22 protein-coding genes and 1 pseudogene are annotated in these 20,567 nt (G+C 31.3%); 2 read left to right on the top strand and 21 right to left on the bottom strand.

From position 1 onward, the window contains the following. Nucleotides 1–24: 24 nt before the first annotated feature. The 20 genes and pseudogenes from WH52_RS05845 to WH52_RS05940 form a co-directional block, all read right to left on the bottom strand. The gene (locus tag WH52_RS05845; RefSeq protein ID WP_086030012.1) at nucleotides 25–888 is read right to left on the bottom strand and encodes a helix-turn-helix domain-containing protein; all 864 of its coding nucleotides are present in this window, start codon (nucleotides 886–888) and stop codon (nucleotides 25–27) included. Between the two features lie 88 nt (nucleotides 889–976). Next, complete coding sequence (locus WH52_RS05850; RefSeq protein WP_086030013.1) at nucleotides 977–1,837, bottom strand: SDR family oxidoreductase; 861 nt, start codon at nucleotides 1,835–1,837, stop codon at nucleotides 977–979. Nucleotides 1,838–1,930: 93 nt separating this feature from the next. Then, the gene (locus tag WH52_RS05855; protein ID WP_086030014.1) at nucleotides 1,931–2,821 is read right to left on the bottom strand and encodes a helix-turn-helix domain-containing protein; all 891 of its coding nucleotides are present in this window, start codon (nucleotides 2,819–2,821) and stop codon (nucleotides 1,931–1,933) included. 15 nt (nucleotides 2,822–2,836) lie between these two features. Continuing rightward, the gene (locus tag WH52_RS05860; protein WP_086030015.1) at nucleotides 2,837–3,895 is read right to left on the bottom strand and encodes an L-dopachrome tautomerase-related protein; all 1,059 of its coding nucleotides are present in this window, start codon (nucleotides 3,893–3,895) and stop codon (nucleotides 2,837–2,839) included. A 137-nt stretch (nucleotides 3,896–4,032) separates the two neighbouring features. Further along, nucleotides 4,033–4,950, bottom strand: a pseudogene (locus WH52_RS05865) (alpha/beta hydrolase); the annotation flags it as partial. Nucleotides 4,951–4,968: 18 nt separating this feature from the next. Beyond that, complete coding sequence (locus tag WH52_RS05870) at nucleotides 4,969–5,973, bottom strand: alpha/beta hydrolase (RefSeq protein ID WP_143592083.1); 1,005 nt, start codon at nucleotides 5,971–5,973, stop codon at nucleotides 4,969–4,971. 21 nt (nucleotides 5,974–5,994) lie between these two features. Continuing rightward, on the bottom strand, nucleotides 5,995–6,540 hold the full coding sequence (locus WH52_RS05875) for a nuclear transport factor 2 family protein (RefSeq protein WP_198938388.1): 546 nt from the start codon (nucleotides 6,538–6,540) through the stop codon (nucleotides 5,995–5,997). A 7-nt stretch (nucleotides 6,541–6,547) separates the two neighbouring features. Further along, entirely contained in the window at nucleotides 6,548–7,075 is a 528-nt protein-coding gene (locus tag WH52_RS05880; RefSeq protein ID WP_086030017.1) for a nuclear transport factor 2 family protein, read from the bottom strand. A 223-nt stretch (nucleotides 7,076–7,298) separates the two neighbouring features. Then, on the bottom strand, nucleotides 7,299–8,207 hold the full coding sequence (locus tag WH52_RS05885; RefSeq protein WP_086030018.1) for a helix-turn-helix domain-containing protein: 909 nt from the start codon (nucleotides 8,205–8,207) through the stop codon (nucleotides 7,299–7,301). Nucleotides 8,208–8,292: 85 nt separating this feature from the next. Continuing rightward, complete coding sequence (locus tag WH52_RS05890; protein ID WP_233131525.1) at nucleotides 8,293–9,183, bottom strand: nuclear transport factor 2 family protein; 891 nt, start codon at nucleotides 9,181–9,183, stop codon at nucleotides 8,293–8,295. Nucleotides 9,184–9,376: 193 nt separating this feature from the next. After that, nucleotides 9,377–10,231 (bottom strand): helix-turn-helix domain-containing protein, encoded by an 855-nt coding sequence (locus tag WH52_RS05895; protein ID WP_086030019.1) that lies wholly within the window; start codon nucleotides 10,229–10,231, stop codon nucleotides 9,377–9,379. 68 nt (nucleotides 10,232–10,299) lie between these two features. Next, a complete protein-coding gene (locus tag WH52_RS05900; RefSeq protein WP_086030020.1) occupies nucleotides 10,300–10,752 on the bottom strand; it encodes a hypothetical protein in 453 nt (150 codons plus the stop codon). 112 nt (nucleotides 10,753–10,864) lie between these two features. After that, nucleotides 10,865–11,401 carry a Crp/Fnr family transcriptional regulator gene (locus tag WH52_RS05905; RefSeq protein WP_086030021.1) on the bottom strand — a complete coding sequence of 179 codons (537 nt, stop codon included), beginning with the start codon at nucleotides 11,399–11,401 and terminating at the stop codon, nucleotides 10,865–10,867. A gap of 34 nt (nucleotides 11,402–11,435) precedes the next feature. Continuing rightward, on the bottom strand, nucleotides 11,436–11,978 hold the full coding sequence (locus tag WH52_RS05910) for a dihydrofolate reductase family protein (protein ID WP_086030022.1): 543 nt from the start codon (nucleotides 11,976–11,978) through the stop codon (nucleotides 11,436–11,438). 21 nt (nucleotides 11,979–11,999) lie between these two features. Beyond that, nucleotides 12,000–13,043, bottom strand: coding sequence for an ArsO family NAD(P)H-dependent flavin-containing monooxygenase (locus WH52_RS05915; protein ID WP_086030023.1), 1,044 nt, complete (start codon nucleotides 13,041–13,043; stop codon nucleotides 12,000–12,002). A gap of 82 nt (nucleotides 13,044–13,125) precedes the next feature. Next, nucleotides 13,126–14,232, bottom strand: coding sequence for a bestrophin family protein (locus WH52_RS05920; RefSeq protein ID WP_086030024.1), 1,107 nt, complete (start codon nucleotides 14,230–14,232; stop codon nucleotides 13,126–13,128). A gap of 138 nt (nucleotides 14,233–14,370) precedes the next feature. Further along, nucleotides 14,371–15,072, bottom strand: coding sequence for a DNA alkylation repair protein (locus WH52_RS05925; RefSeq protein ID WP_086030025.1), 702 nt, complete (start codon nucleotides 15,070–15,072; stop codon nucleotides 14,371–14,373). Between the two features lie 9 nt (nucleotides 15,073–15,081). Then, entirely contained in the window at nucleotides 15,082–15,861 is a 780-nt protein-coding gene (locus tag WH52_RS05930; protein ID WP_086030026.1) for an MBL fold metallo-hydrolase, read from the bottom strand. Between the two features lie 3 nt (nucleotides 15,862–15,864). Beyond that, nucleotides 15,865–16,518, bottom strand: a complete 654-nt coding sequence (locus WH52_RS05935) for an MBL fold metallo-hydrolase (RefSeq protein ID WP_086030027.1) — start codon at nucleotides 16,516–16,518, stop codon at nucleotides 15,865–15,867. Nucleotides 16,519–16,578: 60 nt separating this feature from the next. Continuing rightward, nucleotides 16,579–17,154, bottom strand: a complete 576-nt coding sequence (locus WH52_RS05940; RefSeq protein WP_086030028.1) for a Crp/Fnr family transcriptional regulator — start codon at nucleotides 17,152–17,154, stop codon at nucleotides 16,579–16,581. Nucleotides 17,155–17,313: 159 nt separating this feature from the next. Here WH52_RS05940 and WH52_RS05945 point away from each other — a divergent pair, with 159 nt between their 5' ends. Both WH52_RS05945 and WH52_RS05950 read left to right on the top strand, forming a co-directional pair. Further along, the gene (locus WH52_RS05945) at nucleotides 17,314–18,288 is read left to right on the top strand and encodes a pepsin/retropepsin-like aspartic protease family protein (protein ID WP_143592085.1); all 975 of its coding nucleotides are present in this window, start codon (nucleotides 17,314–17,316) and stop codon (nucleotides 18,286–18,288) included. Between the two features lies 1 nt (nucleotide 18,289). Next, nucleotides 18,290–19,252, top strand: coding sequence for a glycogen-binding domain-containing protein (locus WH52_RS05950; RefSeq protein WP_086030030.1), 963 nt, complete (start codon nucleotides 18,290–18,292; stop codon nucleotides 19,250–19,252). A 113-nt stretch (nucleotides 19,253–19,365) separates the two neighbouring features. On the opposite strand, the gene WH52_RS05955 is transcribed toward WH52_RS05950, so the two are convergent. Continuing rightward, the gene (locus WH52_RS05955; RefSeq protein ID WP_086030317.1) at nucleotides 19,366–20,391 is read right to left on the bottom strand and encodes an alpha/beta hydrolase; all 1,026 of its coding nucleotides are present in this window, start codon (nucleotides 20,389–20,391) and stop codon (nucleotides 19,366–19,368) included. Between the last annotated feature and the right edge of the window lie 176 nt (nucleotides 20,392–20,567).

The following is a 20,567-nucleotide window of genomic DNA, read 5'->3' on the forward strand; positions in this document are numbered from 1 at the left end:
TAAAAAAGGGTAAAATGGTATTTTTTACTGATTGTCTCTAAATACTTTTGGGCTAACTTGTGTGTGCTTTTTAAAGAATTTACCAAAGTATGAGGGTTCATTAAATTGTAAGATATGACTAATCTCTGCGATATCCATATCGGTATACAACAACATATTTTTTGCTTCCAACAATACTCTATTGGTAATATGTCCTTTAGCTGTTTTACTTGTATGAGCTTTAATTCTATCATTTAAATAATTAGCTGTAATGTGTAATTGTTCGGCATAAAAACGCACCGATTTATGTTCTATAAAATTATTTTCAACTAATCTTTTAAACGTGTTTACCAATTGAAACTCTGAAGAAATTTCTTTCTCTGATGTCTGGTGTTTTTCCTGTATTTCTTTACCTTTTTCTAAAAGCGCTAATATTAAATATTTACTTAGCTCTTTATTTTCACATTCTTTCTGAATTGTTTTAAAAAGACTTGTAATACTTTCTTTTTCCTCTATATTTAATTGAAAGATGTTGTTTTGAACATTGCTAAAAAAAGAATAGTCTGTCACTATATCTTTTACATGAGGAAGCAAAAACTCAGGGGTAAAGAATAGTATAAAGCCTTTCATTGCTTCTCCTCTAACAAAACTAAATATATGTTGAGAAGACTGAAAAAACAAGACATCTTCTAATCTTGAATGCGTATTTTGATTGATGTGCATTTCGCCATCTTGCTGACTTTCTAAATAAATAACAGAACAAAAATCTCGTCGGTGTGCAGCTACCATTTTGTGCACATCAGGATATGTATCTTGATGCGTCAAGATATCAAAATGCTTATGAATTGGCGTTCTTTTTAACCCTGTAAATTCATAAAGCTCTTGTATGCTTGAGATTCTTTTTATCATGTATTTAAAGCTAAATCAAATAGCTTGTACAACTTTAATCGTACAAGCTATATTGTAAATTTATGAATATTATTTTTCATCTAAACTACTACATAAAATAAGCTTTATGCTTTTTAAAAAATGTTTTTGCAGAAGTATACTCTCTTCCTGTTACAGTCTTAAAATCTTCGGTATACTCTGCAGTCCATCCTTGTTTCATGATGTAATTTAGCTCCATCATAGCATTTATCAACCACTCTGGCATACCGTTACCCAACATACTTTCTCTGGCTTTATCTTCAGGCGCATCTATATAACTTACTTGTTTACCAATTACTTCACTAATAATATTTGCATATGCGTCATTTGTTAATGCTAAACCACTTAAATCATAAGCTTTATTGTAATGCTTATCAGTTGTTAGTGCAATTGCTGCGACTTCAGCAATGTCATGTACATCTACCATGCCTACTTTTGCGGTGCCATTTGGAGCATAAAAACCACTATGCTCTTTGATGGTCTGACTATGAAAGTTTATAAAATTTTGCAAGAAATTATTTGGTCTTACAAACGTATATTTTAACCCTGAATCTTTCAGTAAATCTTCACTTGTTCCTGCCCAACGTGCCATCTGAATTTGTCCGTTACTACCTGCTCCCAAAGCTGTACTACGTACAATATGTTTTACAGTATTCTTTTTAGCAGCATTAATAACTAATTGTGTTACAAACTCAGGGTTTTGCATTAAAGGTGTTACCAAAAACACACGGTCTTTACCTTCCAGTGCTTTATCTAAATCTTCTTGATTGGTAAAATCTACTTGAACAGCCTTAGCTCCAAATTGTTCAACTTTTTCAATATCTTTTTCGTTACGAATTCCTGCAAAAACGTTTACAGACTTGTTTGCAAGTTGTTGCACAACTGCTAATCCTATATTTCCTGTAGCTCCTAAAACAATTATATTTTCCATTTTAATCTGATTTTAAATTAATTACACTACAAATTTACTTTGGAAAAAGAGGAAGAAATAACCAATATAAGGGTTAAAATGACCAAAATTGAGTTAGGTATTATGCTCTCGATATTGTTTTGGTGTTTTATGAAGATATTTTTTAAAGAAGCGTGTAAAATGTGTAGGTTCTTCAAACCCCATATTATAAGCTACTTCTGCAATAGACAATGTAGTATAACTTAGCTCCTTTTTAGCTTCGCTAAGTGTTTTTTCAATAATCAGTTCTTTAGCCGTTTTTCCTTTTACTTCTTTGAGTACTTCATTTAAATGACTAGAAGATACATGGAGCTTATCGGCATAATTTTTAACCTGTTTATCTCTTCTAAAACAGTTTTTTACCAAATTCTGAAATTTAAACACCAACATTTCTTTGGTTGTTAATGTTGATGTATTATCAAGAGTTATCTCTTCTAAACTCTTTATTTTAAAGAGTAATGCCAATAAAGACGATTGTATAATTTGGTATCTATATAATGTTTTGGTGTGATATTCTTTGTACAGCTTTTCAAAATCATCGGTCAATGTAGTTGCTGTTGTATCCTTTAGGTGAAATGAGTTTTTATCTGCAATATCAAAGAAGGTAAAATCCTTTTTTAAATCACCTTGATAAAAATTTAAGTAATCTCGTTTAAAATATAAAATATAGCCTGTTACGTGTTCGCTTCTCGTCCATGAATAAATATGGTCTGGAGATACAAAAAAAAGTGAGTTTTGAAGTTGCTCATTTTTATGTGTATCAATTTCTATTTTAGTGCCATTATTGGTCTTAATAATAAACCCTATTTGATAAAAATCTTTTTGATAAGGTGGCATATGATATACAGAAGAACTTGTGATTTCTTCAAACTTTAGAATAAAGAAATCAGAAATATCAGTTTTCTTATAAAAACCTGTTGCTTCAAGAAAATTGTTAATTTCTTTATACCTTTTAATATTAACCATATGCCTTAAAAAGCCTTACAATTTAATTCTATTTACGGTAAATACTAAATCAGATATATCTCCTCCAGCCTCGTGAATACGAGAATTGGTATAATACAGGTAATTATTTTCAATACTAAAAGTATCTGCCCACTTTACGTTATCTCCTTCAACTACAGTTGAAATTTCTTTCGTTTTTAAATCTAATTGCATGATTTTGTGATGCTCTAAATCAGCATAATACAAGATGTTTTTATGAATAATCATTCCATCTGGTGCAGACGTTTTGGCTACTAACTGAACTGAATTTTCAATTTCTTTTTCGGAAGCTTTTATAAGTTTTTCTACCGAAATAGCATACAAATTATATCCTGTGAGTGCATGATAGTATAACATTCCTCTTTTTGTATCTAATGCGATACCATCAGAATGTACCGTATTATTCCACTTTTTACCCTCAAAGGTTAAATAGGCTTGTTCACTATTGGTAGAAGGATGTTCATCTAACACACGTTTAGCCTCCCCAGTTTTTAAATTGATAATCACCAAACCTGAATTTGCTGAGTCTGTACAATATGCATAACCTCTTTCATTGTCGATACGAATATCATTGATGTAAGAGTCTTTGTGGAAAGCTTTTTCTGGTAATTTATAAGTTCTTACCAATTCATTGGTATTCAAATCGAACACAAAAACAATAGGTTGACCGATAACTCCTTGAAATAATGGATTTCGGGTATCTACCACATACAATAAATTATTCGATGCTACTACCGATTGTACACATACAAACGTGGAATCTGTTACGGGTTGTCCTATCTCCCAATTATTCCACTGTGCATTCGGATATGGAGTGAATTGATTCCCTTCTTTTATTTCTGCTACTGAAAATTTGATAGGCTTACGCCAATAAGGGAAATTCACAAACAAACGCTGATTGCTTATCGTTACTCCAGTTAACTGCTCTCCTTTTATAGAAGCTACTTCAGTTACTTGAGGTGATTGTTCTTTCTTCATGGTTTCTTTTTCATTTGCGCTTTTTTTACAGGCCAATAAAGACATTGAAAGAAACAAAACAAGATATATTGATTTCATTTTTACACGTTTTAAGCTACTTTAAAATTACTTATTTTATATTATTCTCTAAAGATTTAAAAGAAGATTTTATGAGAAAACATCCAACTATTATAAAAGCCATTTGACTTTTATGGTACAAATGGCTTTTACATCAATCATTCAACTAAAACTCGACGAAAAAATGCGCTTGCTTTTTCAACAGTCAAATTCACTTCTTTCTCTTGATCATAAAATGCAAATTGATGCATCGGGGAAACTACATCAGTGGTTACCCAAATTAATTCTTTGTCTTTTGAAGGTACTGCTTCAAAATACTTTTTGGTATATGCGGGCAATACACAACCATTTGAATGTATCATCAACAAAGGCTTATCAAGTCTTGCAGCTGATGGGAATGGATCAAGGTTCAACCAATCTTCCCAAGTAGCTACAGCAAATTGATTAGCATTCCATTGAGAAATCGCTCCTCTATTTGGATTCAAATAATAATCAAACTCTCCAAACATTGCAGCAATATCATCAGTTGTAGAAATCGTTTTGATATACGTAAACTCTCCTGTTTCTGCGTATTTCTTTTTAGCAGCTTGAGCCGCTAGTTTACGTTTTTTCACTCCTGCCTCTCCTCCATAAAATAACTTTACTGCCTCTTCATCATGTAACCATGACGCTGTAGTCGCTACCGCTTTGATAGCTGGATCTTCGGAAGCCGCTATAAGTGCATACATAGCCCCAGTACAAACTCCAAAAACACCTGTATTATTAGCATCTACCTCTGGTAGTTTTTTTAAATACGCTATTGCATTTTGAATGTCCTGAATTTTCATGGTTGGATTTTCCCATACTCTAGGAAACCCTTCACTTTCTCCATAGTTTCTAAAATCGAACGCTAAAGTGATAAAGCCTTTTTCCGAAAATCGTTTGGCGTATAAGCCTCCCATTTGTTCTTTTACAGTAGTCCAACTTCCAGAGCAAACAATAACTGGATATTGTTGATCTTTTTGAAAATTTGGTGGGTAATATAAATTCCCCACCAAATTTAAACCTTCACTCTTAAAGTTTACTTTTTTCATGACTCTAGAGAGATCCTTTTCTTATTTTAATTCTCTATCCATGTATGCAGCTACGTTGTCTACTGCTGTTGCTACTGGTTCTGGTTTGTCATAAAAATCGAATTGTGATACTCCTGGTAAGTTTACCGATTCTACTTTATCACCAGCAATTGCTTTAAACTCTTTACTTCCTTGTGGTAATGCCATTGCTTCTGACTCCACAAATAAAATCTTTCCAGGAATTTTATCAGCATTTTTAAAAGCATCATATGTTAACCAAGGTCTCCAAGTAGCCACATTGAATTTGTTGTCATATTCTGGAATTAACCCGCGATCTTTTTCTGTATAGTAAGGCGCATTAAACATTGGAGAAGTTTTATCTGTAGTGCTTGCCGCAATTAGAACTTGTAATTCACCTGTAGTTTCAAAGTCTTTTTCAGCTTTATCTGATAATGCTAATAAGTTTTTAACAGATTCTTCTCCTCCATATACTTGTGTAGCCAATGCTGGATTGTGTAGCCAAGGAGCTACTAAAGCCACTGCATTTAATTTATTTGCTGCATAAGCATCTACCATATATCCAGAACTAGCACATACTCCTACGCCTCCTACTTCATCAGACGCTATATCCGAACGTGTTTTTAAATAATCTGCTGCTGCCTCAATATCTGCTGTTTTGCTTATTGGATCTTCTATATAACGTTTTTTTCCTTCTGATTCTCCCCAACCATTAAAGTCGAACGCTAATGTGATGAATCCTTTTTTAGCCAATTTCTTAGCATATAACATCGGCATTTGTTCTTTAACCGTTGTCCAAGCTCCAGTTACAATTAATGCTGGGTACTTTTTTCCTTCTTCATAGTTGTCAGGATAAAAAATATCTCCTACTAATTTCATTCCGTTACTTTCAAAATTTATTTTCTCCATGGTTTTTACTGTTTTTTTATGGTTGTTTTCAGCTGTTGCGTTGTTTTCTTTATTCTTTTTATTTCCAGAACAACTCGCTAGGAGTACTACTGTGAATAGATTTAAAAATACTTTTTTCATTGTTTTTTGATTTTTAGTTTACTATTGTTTGATTTTATCTAATAATCCGAAACCTCTAGCGGCAACGATTGGATTAAATATTTCTACATATTCAGTGATTTCTCCATCAGTATTAAACTTAAATGTTGAATAGTAATCATTACTATACACTCCTGCATTGTTCTTTAGTTTAATGTCTCCTTTGTATTTTACAAATACCATATTTGGATCTTCCATTGCATATATCTCTTCGATATCGAAAGTCATTCCATCAAAATTTGGAAATACAGGTTCCCAATAATTTTTAATTCCTTCTTTACCATTAGCTCCTGTTGGAAAAATTCCAGAGTTGTATGGATTGATGTGTTTTGCATCTTCAGCGAATAAATTCGCTACAGTTTCTGCATTTTCTGCTGTTAAGGCATTAAAGAATGCACGTACTGTTTCCTTATTTTTTGTAGCTTTTTCTGTTGTCATTTCGTATTGTTTTAATTGATTTTGTAACTGTACTACTTTTTCAGATTGTTCTGTGTTAGCACATGATAAAAAACATACTGTTGTTACTGTTAAGATTAATAGTCTTTTCATTTTAATTTTAATTTGATTTTACATTTTCAATTGCCTTCTCTATTAACTTCCCATTCCCATCTTGGTATTTGTAATTGAAAGTCATTGAAGTAATTTTCCAATTATTATCTTTTTTCTCTAAATCGAAATCATAACTTCCAACAACTGTCCAAACACTTCCATTTTCGTCTTCTATATAATGTGTGGCTGTTCCATAACAAAAGCTATGAGCTTTTGTATCGTTTATTTCCGTAATAAAGTTTCCTATTTGATGATGTGTATAAGTAAAACCTGGTAATACTGTTTTCCATCCTGTGGTAATCTCTTCTGGAGATACTTCTGTTGCTGGATTTCCTGTCATTGATGAATAATCTAAGTTTACTTTAGGTGCGAATTGTGCTTCTACTGTATTCCAGTTTCTCTTGTCTGAATTCACAAACATCTTAGTTACAGTTTCTTCTATTGCAATAGTCTCATTCATAATAGTATTGTTTTTTTGTGGTTGTTGACATCCAAATAAGGATAGTATTATTATAAAAAATACCGCTATTCTCATATCATTTGTTTTGATGATACAAAGATCTAACAGCTTTTCGCATAAAAGTTTATGAAATCAAATCAAGAAGTATAAAAAACAAAGAAACGATTGAAATTGTTACTTTAAATGAAGTTTTACATTAAAAGTTAGCTAATTAGAAAAGTTCTCGATACGTTTTCGCTTTGGAAAAACTTATGGAAACCTTTAGACCCTGAAATAAATTCAGGGCGACAATTGTTAGTTAGTTACTTTTTCTGAAAGAATTTGGTGTAAGACCTGTTTGTTTTTTAAAAAAGCTATTAAAGTTGTTAGGAGCATCAAAATGTAATGAGTAAGCTATTTCTTTAATACTCATTTCTGTTTGTAATAAACGTGATTTTGCGAGTCGAAGGAGATGATTTTGAATATGTTTCTTAGCAGTATGACCTGTTATTTGCTTTACCGTTGCATTTAAATGATTTGGATGAACAGCCAATTGCTCCGCATAAAAACTAGGTGAATGAGTTCTTTTGTTGGCTAATGTACTCTCATAAAAACTCGTTTCTATTAATGTTTGAAAACGTGATAATAAATTAACATCAGCATTTCTAATCGCTTTTTCTGCCTCCTCTTTTGAAACTTGCTTGTCGAAAAATCGTTTTATATAATTCAATAAAACTAATAAATGAGCTTCTATAATTAAATTTGAATCCTTTTTTAGTTCTTGATTCTCTTGATAAATAAACTCGAACATGCTTAACAACACAGATACTTCTTCTGGTTTTACTTCAAAAGGCATAGCCTTATCTATCTTTAAAAAAGGAAATTCTCTAAGTAGATCTTGTAAATGTTTTGATTTTGTGATAAATTCTTTAGAGAACATTAAATAATAACCTTCCCAATTTGAAATAATATCCCACGATATTAATTGAAAGGGAGTATTAAAAAACACCGTTGCTCCTTCTGGAAAATTAGTATAATGCCCAGAAATAGCTTTTCCTCCTCCTTCAACTTTTATAGCAATGGCATAGAATTCATGCTTAAACGATGGCATTTTAGCAACGACCGTAGGCATGTTTTCTTCAAAAGTTCGAATATCAAAATAAGCTTGTTTTGGAGCTGGTATTTGAATAGCCTTACAATAATCTGATATCGTTTTGAAGTGTTGCATTACTCAAATGTACGGTTTCTTTTAAAAATTAACGTATAAAAAAATCCTGCATAAAGCAGGATTTAAAACAGTAACAAATGAAAGCTTAGAACTTACCATTTTCATGTGCCATTTTCTCTGGAATTTCTTGAATCACATCCCAGTGCTCCACAATTTTTCCATCTTTTACTCTAAACAAATCATAAAAGGCTTGTGGCTTTCCTCCCCACTCTCCTTCACTCATGGTTAGTACAAAGTTTCCTTCTCCTAAAACCTTATGTACTTTCTTGTATATAAACATATTGTTTTGAGAAGTTAAATATGTAATAGCTTCATTTAATCCATCTAAACCATCTTTTACTAACGGATTATGTTGATCATATTGTTCTGTACTAACATACTCTGTAATTTTTTCTGGCGCTTTACCAAACAATACATCATCTACAAACTTTTTAACCAATTCTTTATTAGCATCTGTTTTATCTAGATCTGTTACTTCAGTTGGACCATCTACCTGTGATCTTCCACTAGCAGTTTGCGCTACTTTAGGAGTTAAATTATCCCAATGCTCTGCTACTTTACCATCTTCCATTCTCCAAACATCAAAAGCTACCATTTCCTTTCCTCCAAATGCTTCTGCATTGTCATACGAATTGTGTAATACAATAAAGTCTCCATCTTGTAATATTCTATGCGTGGTCGATGTAGTACCCGCATTTTTTAAGGGTTCTAAAAACCCTAAAACCGGCTCTCTTCCTGTTGGTACATGTGGATTATGCTGAATATAATCTTCTGTAAAGTATTTTTTAATTCCATCTGCATTATAATCTTTGAAAAAAGCGTCTTGTGCCTTTAAGGCTACTTCTTTATAATTTGGTGTTTTTACCTCTTCTACTACCATTTCTGTAACTTCTTTTAGTTGTTCGTCTTTTTTTGCTTCTTTTTTACAGCTTGCTATAAGTGCTGCAACTGCAATAACTACTGTTAATTTTCTCATTTTGTTGATTTTTTATTTATAATTGATTTGTTAATAAACTCCTTATTGATTTTGTTTGAAAAGCTACCTTCATACTCGTATAAAGATAGCTAGCAATCAATCATAAACTCAAAATCAATAAAGTCTATTTTAACTGATACAAAGTTAGTTAGGGTTCTAAAGAATATTAGTATCTAAACAATAGTAAAAACTATCATTTTGATAACCTGTATTTTTTTGGAGAGTATCCTGTTTTACTTTTAAATAAACGAATTAGGTTATTAGGCTCTGAAAAATTTAAGTCATATGCTATTTCAGAAATTGTTTTTGCGGAATGAATTAATTGTGTTTTAACCTCAGAAATAATTCGATCTTTTATCATTTCTGTAGCAGTTACATTGAATTGTTTTTTTACAGATTGATTCAAGGTTATCCTGCTAATATTTAATAAAGACACATAATCATTTACCTTATGCTTGTGTACATAGTTTAACTCTAATGCTTCTTTGAATAGGTACGCATGATTATTTAGTTGTGTCTCACTATCTAATTGATATTTCTCACAAAAAACTCTGTTCATTTTAATCAAAATATAATATAACAGTGCTCTTAATATATGTCTTGAATCACTTTTAAAATCAATAATTTCATTTTGAATCTCGCTAAAAATGTTCTGATTAAAGCTGTGTAGCAATTCTTTAGAATCAAAAGTAGTAAGAACTGTTTTATTGTAGAAGTATTGCAATCGGTATACAAACAACTTATCCGAGAAAAAATTAGCTAGAAACTCTTTTTCAAAAATAACTGCCCAGCCTTTGATTTTGTTTTCACTAACAAACCAACTTCTCTTTTGATATGGAGACACGAACAAAAACATACCCTTCCGAAGCACTATTTTTTCTCCATCTAACACCACATAACCTTCGATTTCATCATAAATAAAAATTTCAAAAAAATCAGTATCATGAACTTCGGAAGATAAAAGAAACTCATTATTCTCTTCTATCTTAAAAAAATCCATTGCCAATGGATGGTCATACTTATATTTATCAAAGTTTACTGTTATCATTTTGATAACTTAAAACTACACCATTTTTATCTAAAAAACAAAAAGCTACTTTAACAGGGTGAATAAGTTTAGATTGAAAATGGCAATACATCTGGTTCTATAAATTTATCCTTTCCTATATCTGTGATAAAAATATCATAACTATAATGCTTGGCTATCAATTCTTTAAAATTGGTTTTTAACCGTACATTTTCAGCAATAAAATCTTTAAAACTTTTGGTTTTTGATTGCTTCATAAAATGATTAATTGCTCGCATAGCAACAATAGTCACCGTAGTATTATATTTATCTTGAGCTCCTACATGTTCTACATAGTTTAGTAGTTGTTGCTGTATACGCTCTTCTCCCTTTTCTAATCCGTAATTTTTAATATTTAACCACCCTAATCGTAAATGCGCCTCATGACTAAATAATTTAGGGTCTAATACACAATTAGAAAATTGTTTATCGAATTCTATATCTGATAAATTATAATGTGAATCTACTCTCTTTTCTTTCTTATCTGATGAATCAGTCTTCATACTTCTATAATTTTAAATTTATTCTGCAAAATTATAGGCTGTATAAATCTTTTTGATCAACATTTGTTGAGAAGTGGGAAGTTAAATAAAAAATAGCTTGCTTCTTTTGATGCTACTTTTTCTTTTCTTTAGAAACAAGTTGTTTACGTGCACGACTTAATTGTGTTGGAGTAATTCCGAGATAATTTGCTATATAATAATTGGGAATTCGATTGATTAAACTTGGATACTCTTGCAAAAACAACTCGTATTTTTGTAGTGAATTCAAATTTAAAAGTGATACTAATCTTGATTGTAATTGTTGATTTAATTTTTGAAACTCCCTAGTAATAACTTCAGTTATTTCTTGATCCTTGTTTACCTGAGCCATAACTTCTTGATAATTAGCTACAGATATTATACAACCTTCTAAGGCTTCAATAGTAAATGTCATTTTTCCATTGGGTATAAAACTACCCACAATTATATCTCCTTCTTGGTAAAAATGTGTGGTAACTTCACTCCCATCAGCATCGTATTCAAAACCTCTCATTACACCTTCCAACAGTTTTCCTATAGTATTGCATACTTTTTCTTGCTGTATAAAGGTTTCTCCTTTTTTTACTATTCTGATTTCGTGAAGTTTTTCACTAGTACTTTGTGCTGACATGAGTCGAAAATATAAAACTGATAAGATGCTACAACTATTCCTTTATTCGTTTAAAATGATTCTGCACAATCTTATCTAAATATATTTGGGTCTTAGTGCATTCAAAATTTAGTTTATTGGGCTGGCTAGAAAACAATGGTGAGCCTTCTCCTAAAAGAACAGGAATTCGAGTAAGAATTATTTCATCTATTAAATCTTCTTTTAGAAAACTTTGAATCACCTTTCCCCCATCTATATAGAGTTTATTATATCCTTTTTTATGTATTTGCGCTAAAACTTCTGTTAAAGTTCCTTTTATCAAAAATACTTTTCCTTCTAAATTTTCTGGTACCTTAGAGAGTGTAGTACTCAATACAAAAACAGGTTTTTGATAAGGCCACTCAATATCAAATCCTAAAACGGTTTCATAAGTAGTTCTCCCCATCACTAAAGCATCTATTCTTGAAGTAAACTCTTGATAACCCATATCTATATTTTCTGGATTAGGGATTTCATGCAGCCAATCTATATTTCCGTTTTTATCCGCTATAAATCCATCTAAACTTGTTGCTATAAATACTTTATTACTTCTTTCCATTATATTTTGTTTTAGCGCTGACTAAGATAAAAATTCTTCAATTTCATTGGCAGTTTGTCGTGCAGTTTTTCCTACACCATAGATAGTAGCAGAAGCAAACCCTGTCCAACTTCCATAGCCTACCAACCATAAACCAGGTACTTCTATGGAACGAGTATCTTGGGTTGCTATTCGATTATTCTCTGTAATATGCAAGGGTTCTAAATGCTCTAAATTCGCTTTAAATCCTGTACACCAAATTACCACATCAAAAGATTCTTGTATTCCATCTTTCCAAACAACACCTTGCTTATAAAATGATTGAAATGGTCTTTTTGCTTGTAAAACTTTCCTTTCTCTTGCTTCTTTTACACTTTCAACCATTACAATACTACTTAACGACACCTTCCTTTTAGAGGGTTGTTCTGTAGATTTCCCTAAAAACTTCTGTGTTGCTTGGTTAAATAAATAACGCCCATCAATATCATCAGGTAAAAAATGAGGCTCTTCTATAGTGACCCATTGCGTATTCGCAACCTTAGATACTTCAGCTAATATTTGTGCACCTGAATTACCTCCTCCCACAATTAAAACTTTCTTTCTTGAAAGTTCATTTGAATCTCTATAATTGACCGAATGCAACTGTTCCCCTTCAAATTCTTCTCGATTCGAATAGTCTGGTATAAATGGTTCATGGGCGGTTCCTGTGGCACTTACCAAGGTTTTAGTATAAAAGACCCCTTGATTTGTGATTATTTTAAATATCTCTTGTTCTTTATGAACACTTAAAACCTCCGTATTTCTCTGAACAGGAAAATTATATCGCTGTTCATACTGCTCTAAATAACTGATGAATTCATTTTTAGTGGGATACTCGTGCTCACTCTTAGGCATCATCCAACCAGATAACGAACTATATTCTGTGGGAGAAAACAACTTTAAACTATCCCAAGTATGTAGCCACGATCCTCCTGGCTTTGATTGATTGTCTAACACTAAATAATCTAGCTTTTTACGGCGCAAAAAATAAGCCATTGAAAGTCCGGCTTGTCCTCCTCCAATTATCAATGTGTCATATATCTTCATATATTTTTTAGAACTTTAAGTCTTTTTTAAACTAATTGTATTGATAAAAAAATCCTACTTAAATAAGCAGGATTCTCTTTATTTACATTTGAACACCGTCAGAATCTTTAACAGGTTCTGGAATTTCGTTTTCATCATCCCCTATAATTTGACGTATGTCTATTTCTATTCCACGTGACATTGTAGTAATAGGAACATCATTTGCAATACCTTCAAACGGATTTTCTGAAACTTCTCCTATACGCTCCATAGTATGAAAAATCCAAGAAATCACCACACTAAAAGGAATCGTAAACCATACAAAGTGTTCTCCTATCAATTCTATTAAGTGATGATATCCTCCTTCTGGATATGGTTTCCATGTTTGAGTTAACTCTACTATTTGTCTACCTATTTTATTAAATTCATGCATCATTCCATAAGGGAGTAAAATCACAAAAATCCAGATAAAAAAACGATTTAAAGTAGCAAACTGACGTGGATACGGAAAATTTTTAATCCGTTCTACTTTCCCTTGTAGTGTAAAAAACTCTACCAATATTTTTTCCATGTCTAAAAATGCAAACTCCCAAATATATCCTTGCTCTTTTAATTCTCTAAGTTGATTTGATTGTAACTTTAAGCAAGCTCCTTGTTTATTACGTTGTTTTAAAATGTAGTCTTTTTCTTCTTCTGAAACATAACCTTCTAGTTCTTCAGACAAAGTCATCTCACGTTCTCGAATATAAATTCCTTGCATATACTCTTTATCTGATTTATTTACGCTCGATAGTTCCCATGGCTTTGGAGCTCTTAATGCATGACGCAAAGAAGCCATCCACCCAACGTGACGCATAATTAATTGCTTCCGGATTTTAAATAATTCTTCTTCTGATAACTTATGCTCTGCTCTTTCATTTGTAATAAAATCATTCGTCATGATTGCAAACGAACGCGAAGTATTTACAATTCCTCCCCAAATTTTACGCGCTTCCCATAAACGACCGTAAGAAGCATTGTTTTTAAAGGAAATAATAAACGCCAATGCTGTACCTACCAAACCAATTGGTAACCAAGGTAAGTGTAACCAATACCAACGTAAACCTGTGTACAGTACTACCGGAATTAATGATAAAATAATAAAGATATAGATATAGCGTCGAGTCCACGATAACATATCTTTTACAGAATAATTTCTTTTAGTGTACATAGTTGATTAAAGTTCCTTTTTGTATAAATTAATATTTTCTATAATAAAAGCTAAACATCAATCTATTAGCTTCTTTATATATATTACAATATAAGTATTTATATCGACTTTAAAAGTATCGTACTTCTAATCAACTCCTTATTTACTTCTATAAATAGCTCTAGGATAATCCGACATTCGAACATTTTCTTTTTGTAATTCAGCTAAGGCATTTTTAGCAATCCAATGTGCTGATTTATTCTCAAGTTTTAAAATTTCATTAGCTTTTTGAATCGCTTTTTTATTGAGGTCAATATTTCTTTTTCCAATATTTCGTAATGCCCAGTTTACGGCTTTTTTCACATACAATCTATCATCTTTAGCCTCTCGCTTAATGATTGGTAAGAACTGCTCAAAAAGTCTGTTTTCACTTTTCTTATCTGCCATACAAAAAGCAGCCATAGTTGCAAATCCTGCCCGCTTTTCAAATTCAGACTTACGTTTTGTCCATTCTAAAATTTTAGCAAGTGCCAAATCACTTTTAGCAAATATTCCCATAGAAAAGCTGTCACAAATTTCCCAGTTTTCAAATGTTACCACCCATTTCTCCATCAAATCCTCAGTAATAGCTTTAGGATTAAAAAGCTTACTGCACAACAATCTTGCCTCATAAACACCACTATCAAATAGTTGTACAGCCAGCATATTGTTTTGACCTACTTCTTTTGCTATTTTCTTTAATTCACTGTGATAAATTCCCAACGAATTATGAGATACAATACCGTACTTCTTTTCCTTAAAAACAACTTTTTCAGCATCTTCAAGGCTATATAATCTTTGTAAGATCTCTTCGTAGGTCATTTATGTATTTTAAACATTACTAATATTAAATTCTAAAATTTCTCCATCTTCTGGAATTGATGTTTTCTCTAATAATCCTTCTTTTTCTAAAACTGATTTTAACTGTACACGAGTTGTCGGACAGTGATTCACCGCCTCCATATGATTGGCAATAGTTTTATACGGTGTATTTTTAATAAACTTTACAACATCTTCAACTGTCATTAATAATGGCTTAAAAATATCAAACTGTGCTGAACCAGCTGCCACAACGCTAATTTCTGGCTTGTATTCCGTTAATACTTTGTCTACAGCCTCTGTATAAACAGTATCACTACTTAAGTATACTGATAACTCATTGGGTAATTCTATATAAAACCCCATTACGTTTCCAGCTGGTTTTGCTACAAATCCATAGCCATGTTGTGCCGGTATTCCTTCTATTTTTCCTCCTAAAAAATCAGTTCGTTTCCAATAATCAATAGCTTGAACGACATTTAATCCTCTTTTCTTTAATTCCTTTTCATCTTTTATACTGCAAGTAACAGGAATATTTTTTTCTTTTAAAAATGCTTCAGCATCCTTATCTAAATGATCTGGATGTAAATGAGTAATTAAACAGTGTGTTACCTTTTCTAAAATAGGTCTACAATTATCTGGTAATTCAACAATAGGATTTCTCTTTGGTTTAAATCTAAAAAATGTAAACGGTGGCATTGTGCCTTTTTTCCCTATCATTGGGTCTACTAATATGACATCATTTTCAGTTTCAATAGTCATTGTGGCGTTTCTAAAGTGTTGTATTTTCATGATTTAAATATTAATTAGTTGTTCTTGTTTCCACTCTGCATAAAAGGGGTTGAATCTTTTTTCTGTACCTATTGTACTACTGCTTCCATGCCCAGGATGAATGAGCATATGCTCTGGTTGCTTATCTATTAACTTAAGTACGGATTCTTTAAGATGTTCGAGATTTGCTGTAGGCCGATCCCATTTTCCAACCGATCCTTCAAAGAGTGTATCACCTGTGTATATATCATGTCCTATTTTATAACATACACCTCCTTTAGTATGACCTGGAGTAAAGATAACCGATATTTCATGTCCTTCCAATTCAACAATTGAACTTTCATTGATAGGAACAACCTCTATTTTGTTTATATCGTACGCTTTTTGTTTTTTAAAATAGCCAAAACCATTTAGATTATCATTCAATAAGATTTCTACTTCTTCTTCATGAAGATATACAGGTACATTAAAGCAGTCCAAAGCCTCTATATGATCTATATGGGCATGAGTTAAGAGAATCCCTATAACCTCTAGCTTTTCTCTTTTTATATATGCTTGTATGGTTTCTTTTTGGTAACCTGGATCAATGATAAAACACTTATTATTCCTTTCCAACACATAACAATTCATTGGGAAAAAACCATCTAAGTGTAACTTTCTAACAGGATATAATTTCATGATTTCATCTTTTGAAAGCACAAAATTAGTCTGTCAATTATCTAATTCCATTGATTCAAATCAAGAAATTCTTTTTCGAATTCTGCTTAAGGTTTCTGGGGTAATATTTAAATAAGAGGCAATATGATATTGCGGAATTTTCTCCAACCAATTAGGCTTATAAATTAACAACTCTTTATACAATTCATCGGCTGTTTTGGTTACTCTATTGTACTCAAGTAGCTCCTTATGTTTTAATAATTTTTGAAATGATAAATCAATAAATGATTTTCCACATTCGTATTTATGAAGCAGCTTACGAAAAACACTTTTATCTATACACAACACTTCTATTTCTGTTAAACTCTCTTGATACTTATTAGTTTCAGAATTATTCATAAAGGATGATAAATCTGTTATGAACTGTGGACTGGTGTAAAAATTAATGTTCGTTTCTTTTTCTGAGGTTGCGTAGTATTCTCTAATAACACCCGTATTTAAAAATCGAAGCTGTTTTTCTTCCTGAGCTGTCTTAAGTAGCTGACTCCCTTTTGGAAAAGTTTTTGTTTTAAAAAAAGAAAGAAGCTCTTCTAAACCTTCTTTGTTTAACGGATATTCTGTTTCAAAAAACTTGGATATTTCAGCTAGGTTACTCATAGCTGCAAAAATAATAAAAACGCTACTCTAAATTTATGGTAGTTCTAAAACAACCTATAATTATATTGTTTTTCTGTATAACTTAGATTTATTAATCTTTTTAATATCTATATCTTTGAAAATATGTAACACATTCTCTTTAGAACGCGTCTTTATTGTATGTTTAAGTTAGTACCAATAGTATTCTTTCTATTATTTTGTCAATCTTCTTTTTCTATGAATGAGAATGAAATTATTATAAACTCTATTCCCATTCGTTTTAAAAATGCAAAAATTATAAACGAACACTCTACTAGAATTCCGTTTAAACTTGTAGATCGACTGATAGTTATTGAAGGTACTATAAAAGATAAAAAAGGACAATTTATAATTGATACTGGTTCTGAGACAATGCTTTTGAATAAAGTACATTTTAAAACCTATACTTTTGAAGAGAAACAAGAAACTACAACAGGTGTAATTGATTTTGTTGATGATATTTTTGAGAAAAGAATCAAAAAAATGTCCTTAAAAGAAATGACACTTCACAATAAAAGATCTGATATTATTGATTTATCTCATATAGAAAAAAGTAAAAAAATTAAACTACTAGGTATCATCGGATTTAGTGTTTTAAAAGATTATGAGGTTTTTATAGACCTATATTTAAATCAAATTACACTGACTAAAATAGATGCTTCTGGTAATACTTTGAATAAAAAAGTATACTTAGAAAAAATTGTTGATTCTTTAAATTTTAAACTAAAAAAACACACCATTGTTTTAAACGGTTATATTGACAACGAAAAAATTACATTTGGATTAGATTCTGGAGCAGAATTCAACCAAATAAGTAAAAGAGTTCATAAAAATGTGCTGCAACATTTTTATCCTAAAAAACGAGTAAAACTTGTAGGTGCTAGTAAAAGAAGTATTGAAGCCTTGTATGGAAACTTGTTTAGAGTTAAACTTAGTGATCAAATTTACTTTGGTCCTATGAAAACTATTCTAACCAACCTCAACAATATGAACAAAGCTTTTGGCACAAATTTAGATGGTGTTTTGGGGCATGACTTTTTTCTACAAAAAAGAGTTATCATTAACTATAAAAAGGAGAAACTATATTTTATTAATTATCCTCTGATAAGAAAATAACATGACACATTTTTTTAAAATAACTTTATGCATTATCGCTTTTTGGAGTCAGAATATTTTGGCTCAGGAAAAAGCTATAAAAGGTTATAAAATAGAAGGAGATTATGTTGTTTTTACATTTGATGAAAGAGATTATTCTGAGGCAACCAATGAAATAACCAAAGAAAAACTCGATTTTGATGATTTTGATATAAAGAATGTAGTGGTTTCAGGTAATTTTAATTCATGGTCTAGAGATAGCTGGAAAATGACTAGGGTTTCTAAATATGTATATGAATTAAGAAAAAAGATAAGCGACTTTAAGGACGAATTTGATTGGGAATTCAAATTCATTATTAACAATAGTATTTGGGCCGAACCTTCGGAAAACATTAGTAATATAACTCCCGCTACAGATGGGTATTATAACTACTATACCTATAATTTAAAGATATATAGTGCCTATCCTAGCAAAAACGGAAACACTAAATTTAAGCTTAAAGGCTATAAAAACGCCAAAAAAGTAATTGTTACCGGGTCCTTTAATAAATGGAACGAACAGTTGTTTGAAATGAAAAAAACAAACGATGGTTGGAAGCTTATACTACAATTAAAACCTAACAGATATGAATATCGATTTATTGTAGATGGAAATTGGATGGAAGATCCTAGTAATCCTTTTAGAGTTCCTAATCAATTTGGAGAATACAACTCTTTGATTGATATCTCTGTTCATGTAAAATTTCACTTACAAGGTTTTAAAAATGCTGAAAAAGTAATCTTAGCTGGTTCTTTTAATAATTGGTCTGAAAACGCTTTTAAAATGGAAAAAACAACCGATGGTTGGAGCTATACAGCAAAATTACCTTCTGGAAAACATCATTATAAGTTTATTGTGGACGGAAACTGGATCGTAGATCCGTCAAACTCTATAAAAGAATATGATGAACATGGTAATATTAATTCTGTAAGAATGGTAAGGTAGTTAGCATCTACGCTCTTATTTTGACCACTTATTCCATCAATAAAAAACCTGTTTAAATAATCAAACAGGCTTTTTTAAACTTTTCTTTCTATCTAGTTTTACTTTGATGGAAATTAATTCATCGTAGCAGCTACTTTACTCGTTACATTAAGTGTCTTTGTATAATAATCTTTTAGCTTTATTACTGCTTGATTTACATATCTTTCTTGGTCATATAAATCAAAATGTGTTGCCTCTTTTATGGTAAATAGTTCTTTACTTCCCTTTGCTCTCTCTACAGCTACCTCACTAAAATATGCCGAAAGCGCATTTTCTCCAACAATGGCTAAAAAAGGTCTGTCTGACATTAATTCCATTTGCTCACTTGGATTAAAAAAGTAACGTGTATCTAAAGACATCGCAGCTCTTAAAGGACTATAGGTAGCAAACTGTCCACCTCTCTTAGGGTTTCTATAATAATCAGCGGCTCTGTCCCAAAATGTTCCCATTCCCGATCCTTTTACTGGAATACCATCTACTAAAACAACCTCACCTGTTTCAAAGTATTTTTGGCGTGCATCACTTCCCATTTTAATTTGTTGCTGAAATTGTGCTACTTTATCTCCTTTTAAAACATCACTATACTGTGTTGCTCCTCCTAAACCATAATCGATAAAATCAACAAAACCACTTACGGTTGCAACCGATTTTACGCGCTGATCAAAAATAGCTGTTTGAATACTATATCCAGCTCCAGAACAAATTCCTAATTCAGCTATTTTAGTTTTATCTACTCCAGTCACTGTTCCAACAAAAGAAATAGCATTTTTAATATCTTCAACTTTCATAGGAGCATTCTCCATACCTCTTGGATAACCACCACTTTCTCCATAGGTTCTATGATCAAAAGCTAAAGTTACAAAACCTTCTTTCGCTAATTTTTCTGCATATATACCGGCTGTTTGTTCTTTAATTCCACTTGCAGGAGTAATACATATGATAGCAGGAAGTTTTCCTTCTGCTGTATAATTTTTAGGTATGAAAAGGTTTCCTGCAATCCTTGTTCCTTCACTTAAAAAACTTACCTTATTAATTCCTTCTTGATAAACAACTTCATAAGTTGCATCACTTCTCTTTGTTTGTGCATGTACGTTAAACATAATATTTACTATTAATATTGTTAATAATTTGATTTTTAAAACTTTATTTCTCATTAGTATTTGATATAAAAATTATTAATGATATTTTTGAATTATCAACAATTAATTATTGATTTTCAAATCTTTGACAAAATTATATTGAAACAAAAGACAATCAAAATACTATTTTTTTATAT

The sequence above is a fragment of the Tenacibaculum holothuriorum genome (assembly GCF_002120225.1).
In the GTDB taxonomy this organism is placed as follows: domain Bacteria; phylum Bacteroidota; class Bacteroidia; order Flavobacteriales; family Flavobacteriaceae; genus Polaribacter; species Polaribacter holothuriorum.

Bases quoted from the DNA above. Each gene is read 5' to 3' on its own strand.
- WH52_RS05845 (WP_086030012.1), bottom strand. From the start codon at position 888: ATGATAAAAAGAATCTCAAGCATACAAGAGCTTTATGAATTTACAGGG.
- WH52_RS05850 (WP_086030013.1), bottom strand. From the start codon at position 1,837: ATGGAAAATATAATTGTTTTAGGAGCTACAGGAAATATAGGATTAGCA.
- WH52_RS05855 (WP_086030014.1), bottom strand. From the start codon at position 2,821: ATGGTTAATATTAAAAGGTATAAAGAAATTAACAATTTTCTTGAAGCA.
- WH52_RS05860 (WP_086030015.1), bottom strand. From the start codon at position 3,895: ATGAAATCAATATATCTTGTTTTGTTTCTTTCAATGTCTTTATTGGCC.
- WH52_RS05870 (WP_143592083.1), bottom strand. From the start codon at position 5,973: ATGAAAAAAGTATTTTTAAATCTATTCACAGTAGTACTCCTAGCGAGT.
- WH52_RS05875 (WP_198938388.1), bottom strand. From the start codon at position 6,540: ATGAAAAGACTATTAATCTTAACAGTAACAACAGTATGTTTTTTATCA.
- WH52_RS05880 (WP_086030017.1), bottom strand. From the start codon at position 7,075: ATGAGAATAGCGGTATTTTTTATAATAATACTATCCTTATTTGGATGT.
- WH52_RS05885 (WP_086030018.1), bottom strand. From the start codon at position 8,207: ATGCAACACTTCAAAACGATATCAGATTATTGTAAGGCTATTCAAATA.
- WH52_RS05890 (WP_233131525.1), bottom strand. From the start codon at position 9,183: ATGAGAAAATTAACAGTAGTTATTGCAGTTGCAGCACTTATAGCAAGC.
- WH52_RS05895 (WP_086030019.1), bottom strand. From the start codon at position 10,231: ATGATAACAGTAAACTTTGATAAATATAAGTATGACCATCCATTGGCA.
- WH52_RS05900 (WP_086030020.1), bottom strand. From the start codon at position 10,752: ATGAAGACTGATTCATCAGATAAGAAAGAAAAGAGAGTAGATTCACAT.
- WH52_RS05905 (WP_086030021.1), bottom strand. From the start codon at position 11,401: ATGTCAGCACAAAGTACTAGTGAAAAACTTCACGAAATCAGAATAGTA.
- WH52_RS05910 (WP_086030022.1), bottom strand. From the start codon at position 11,978: ATGGAAAGAAGTAATAAAGTATTTATAGCAACAAGTTTAGATGGATTT.
- WH52_RS05915 (WP_086030023.1), bottom strand. From the start codon at position 13,043: ATGAAGATATATGACACATTGATAATTGGAGGAGGACAAGCCGGACTT.
- WH52_RS05920 (WP_086030024.1), bottom strand. From the start codon at position 14,232: ATGTACACTAAAAGAAATTATTCTGTAAAAGATATGTTATCGTGGACT.
- WH52_RS05925 (WP_086030025.1), bottom strand. From the start codon at position 15,072: ATGACCTACGAAGAGATCTTACAAAGATTATATAGCCTTGAAGATGCT.
- WH52_RS05930 (WP_086030026.1), bottom strand. From the start codon at position 15,861: ATGAAAATACAACACTTTAGAAACGCCACAATGACTATTGAAACTGAA.
- WH52_RS05935 (WP_086030027.1), bottom strand. From the start codon at position 16,518: ATGAAATTATATCCTGTTAGAAAGTTACACTTAGATGGTTTTTTCCCA.
- WH52_RS05940 (WP_086030028.1), bottom strand. From the start codon at position 17,154: ATGAGTAACCTAGCTGAAATATCCAAGTTTTTTGAAACAGAATATCCG.
- WH52_RS05945 (WP_143592085.1), top strand. From the start codon at position 17,314: ATGTTTAAGTTAGTACCAATAGTATTCTTTCTATTATTTTGTCAATCT.
- WH52_RS05950 (WP_086030030.1), top strand. From the start codon at position 18,290: ATGACACATTTTTTTAAAATAACTTTATGCATTATCGCTTTTTGGAGT.
- WH52_RS05955 (WP_086030317.1), bottom strand. From the start codon at position 20,391: ATGTTTAACGTACATGCACAAACAAAGAGAAGTGATGCAACTTATGAA.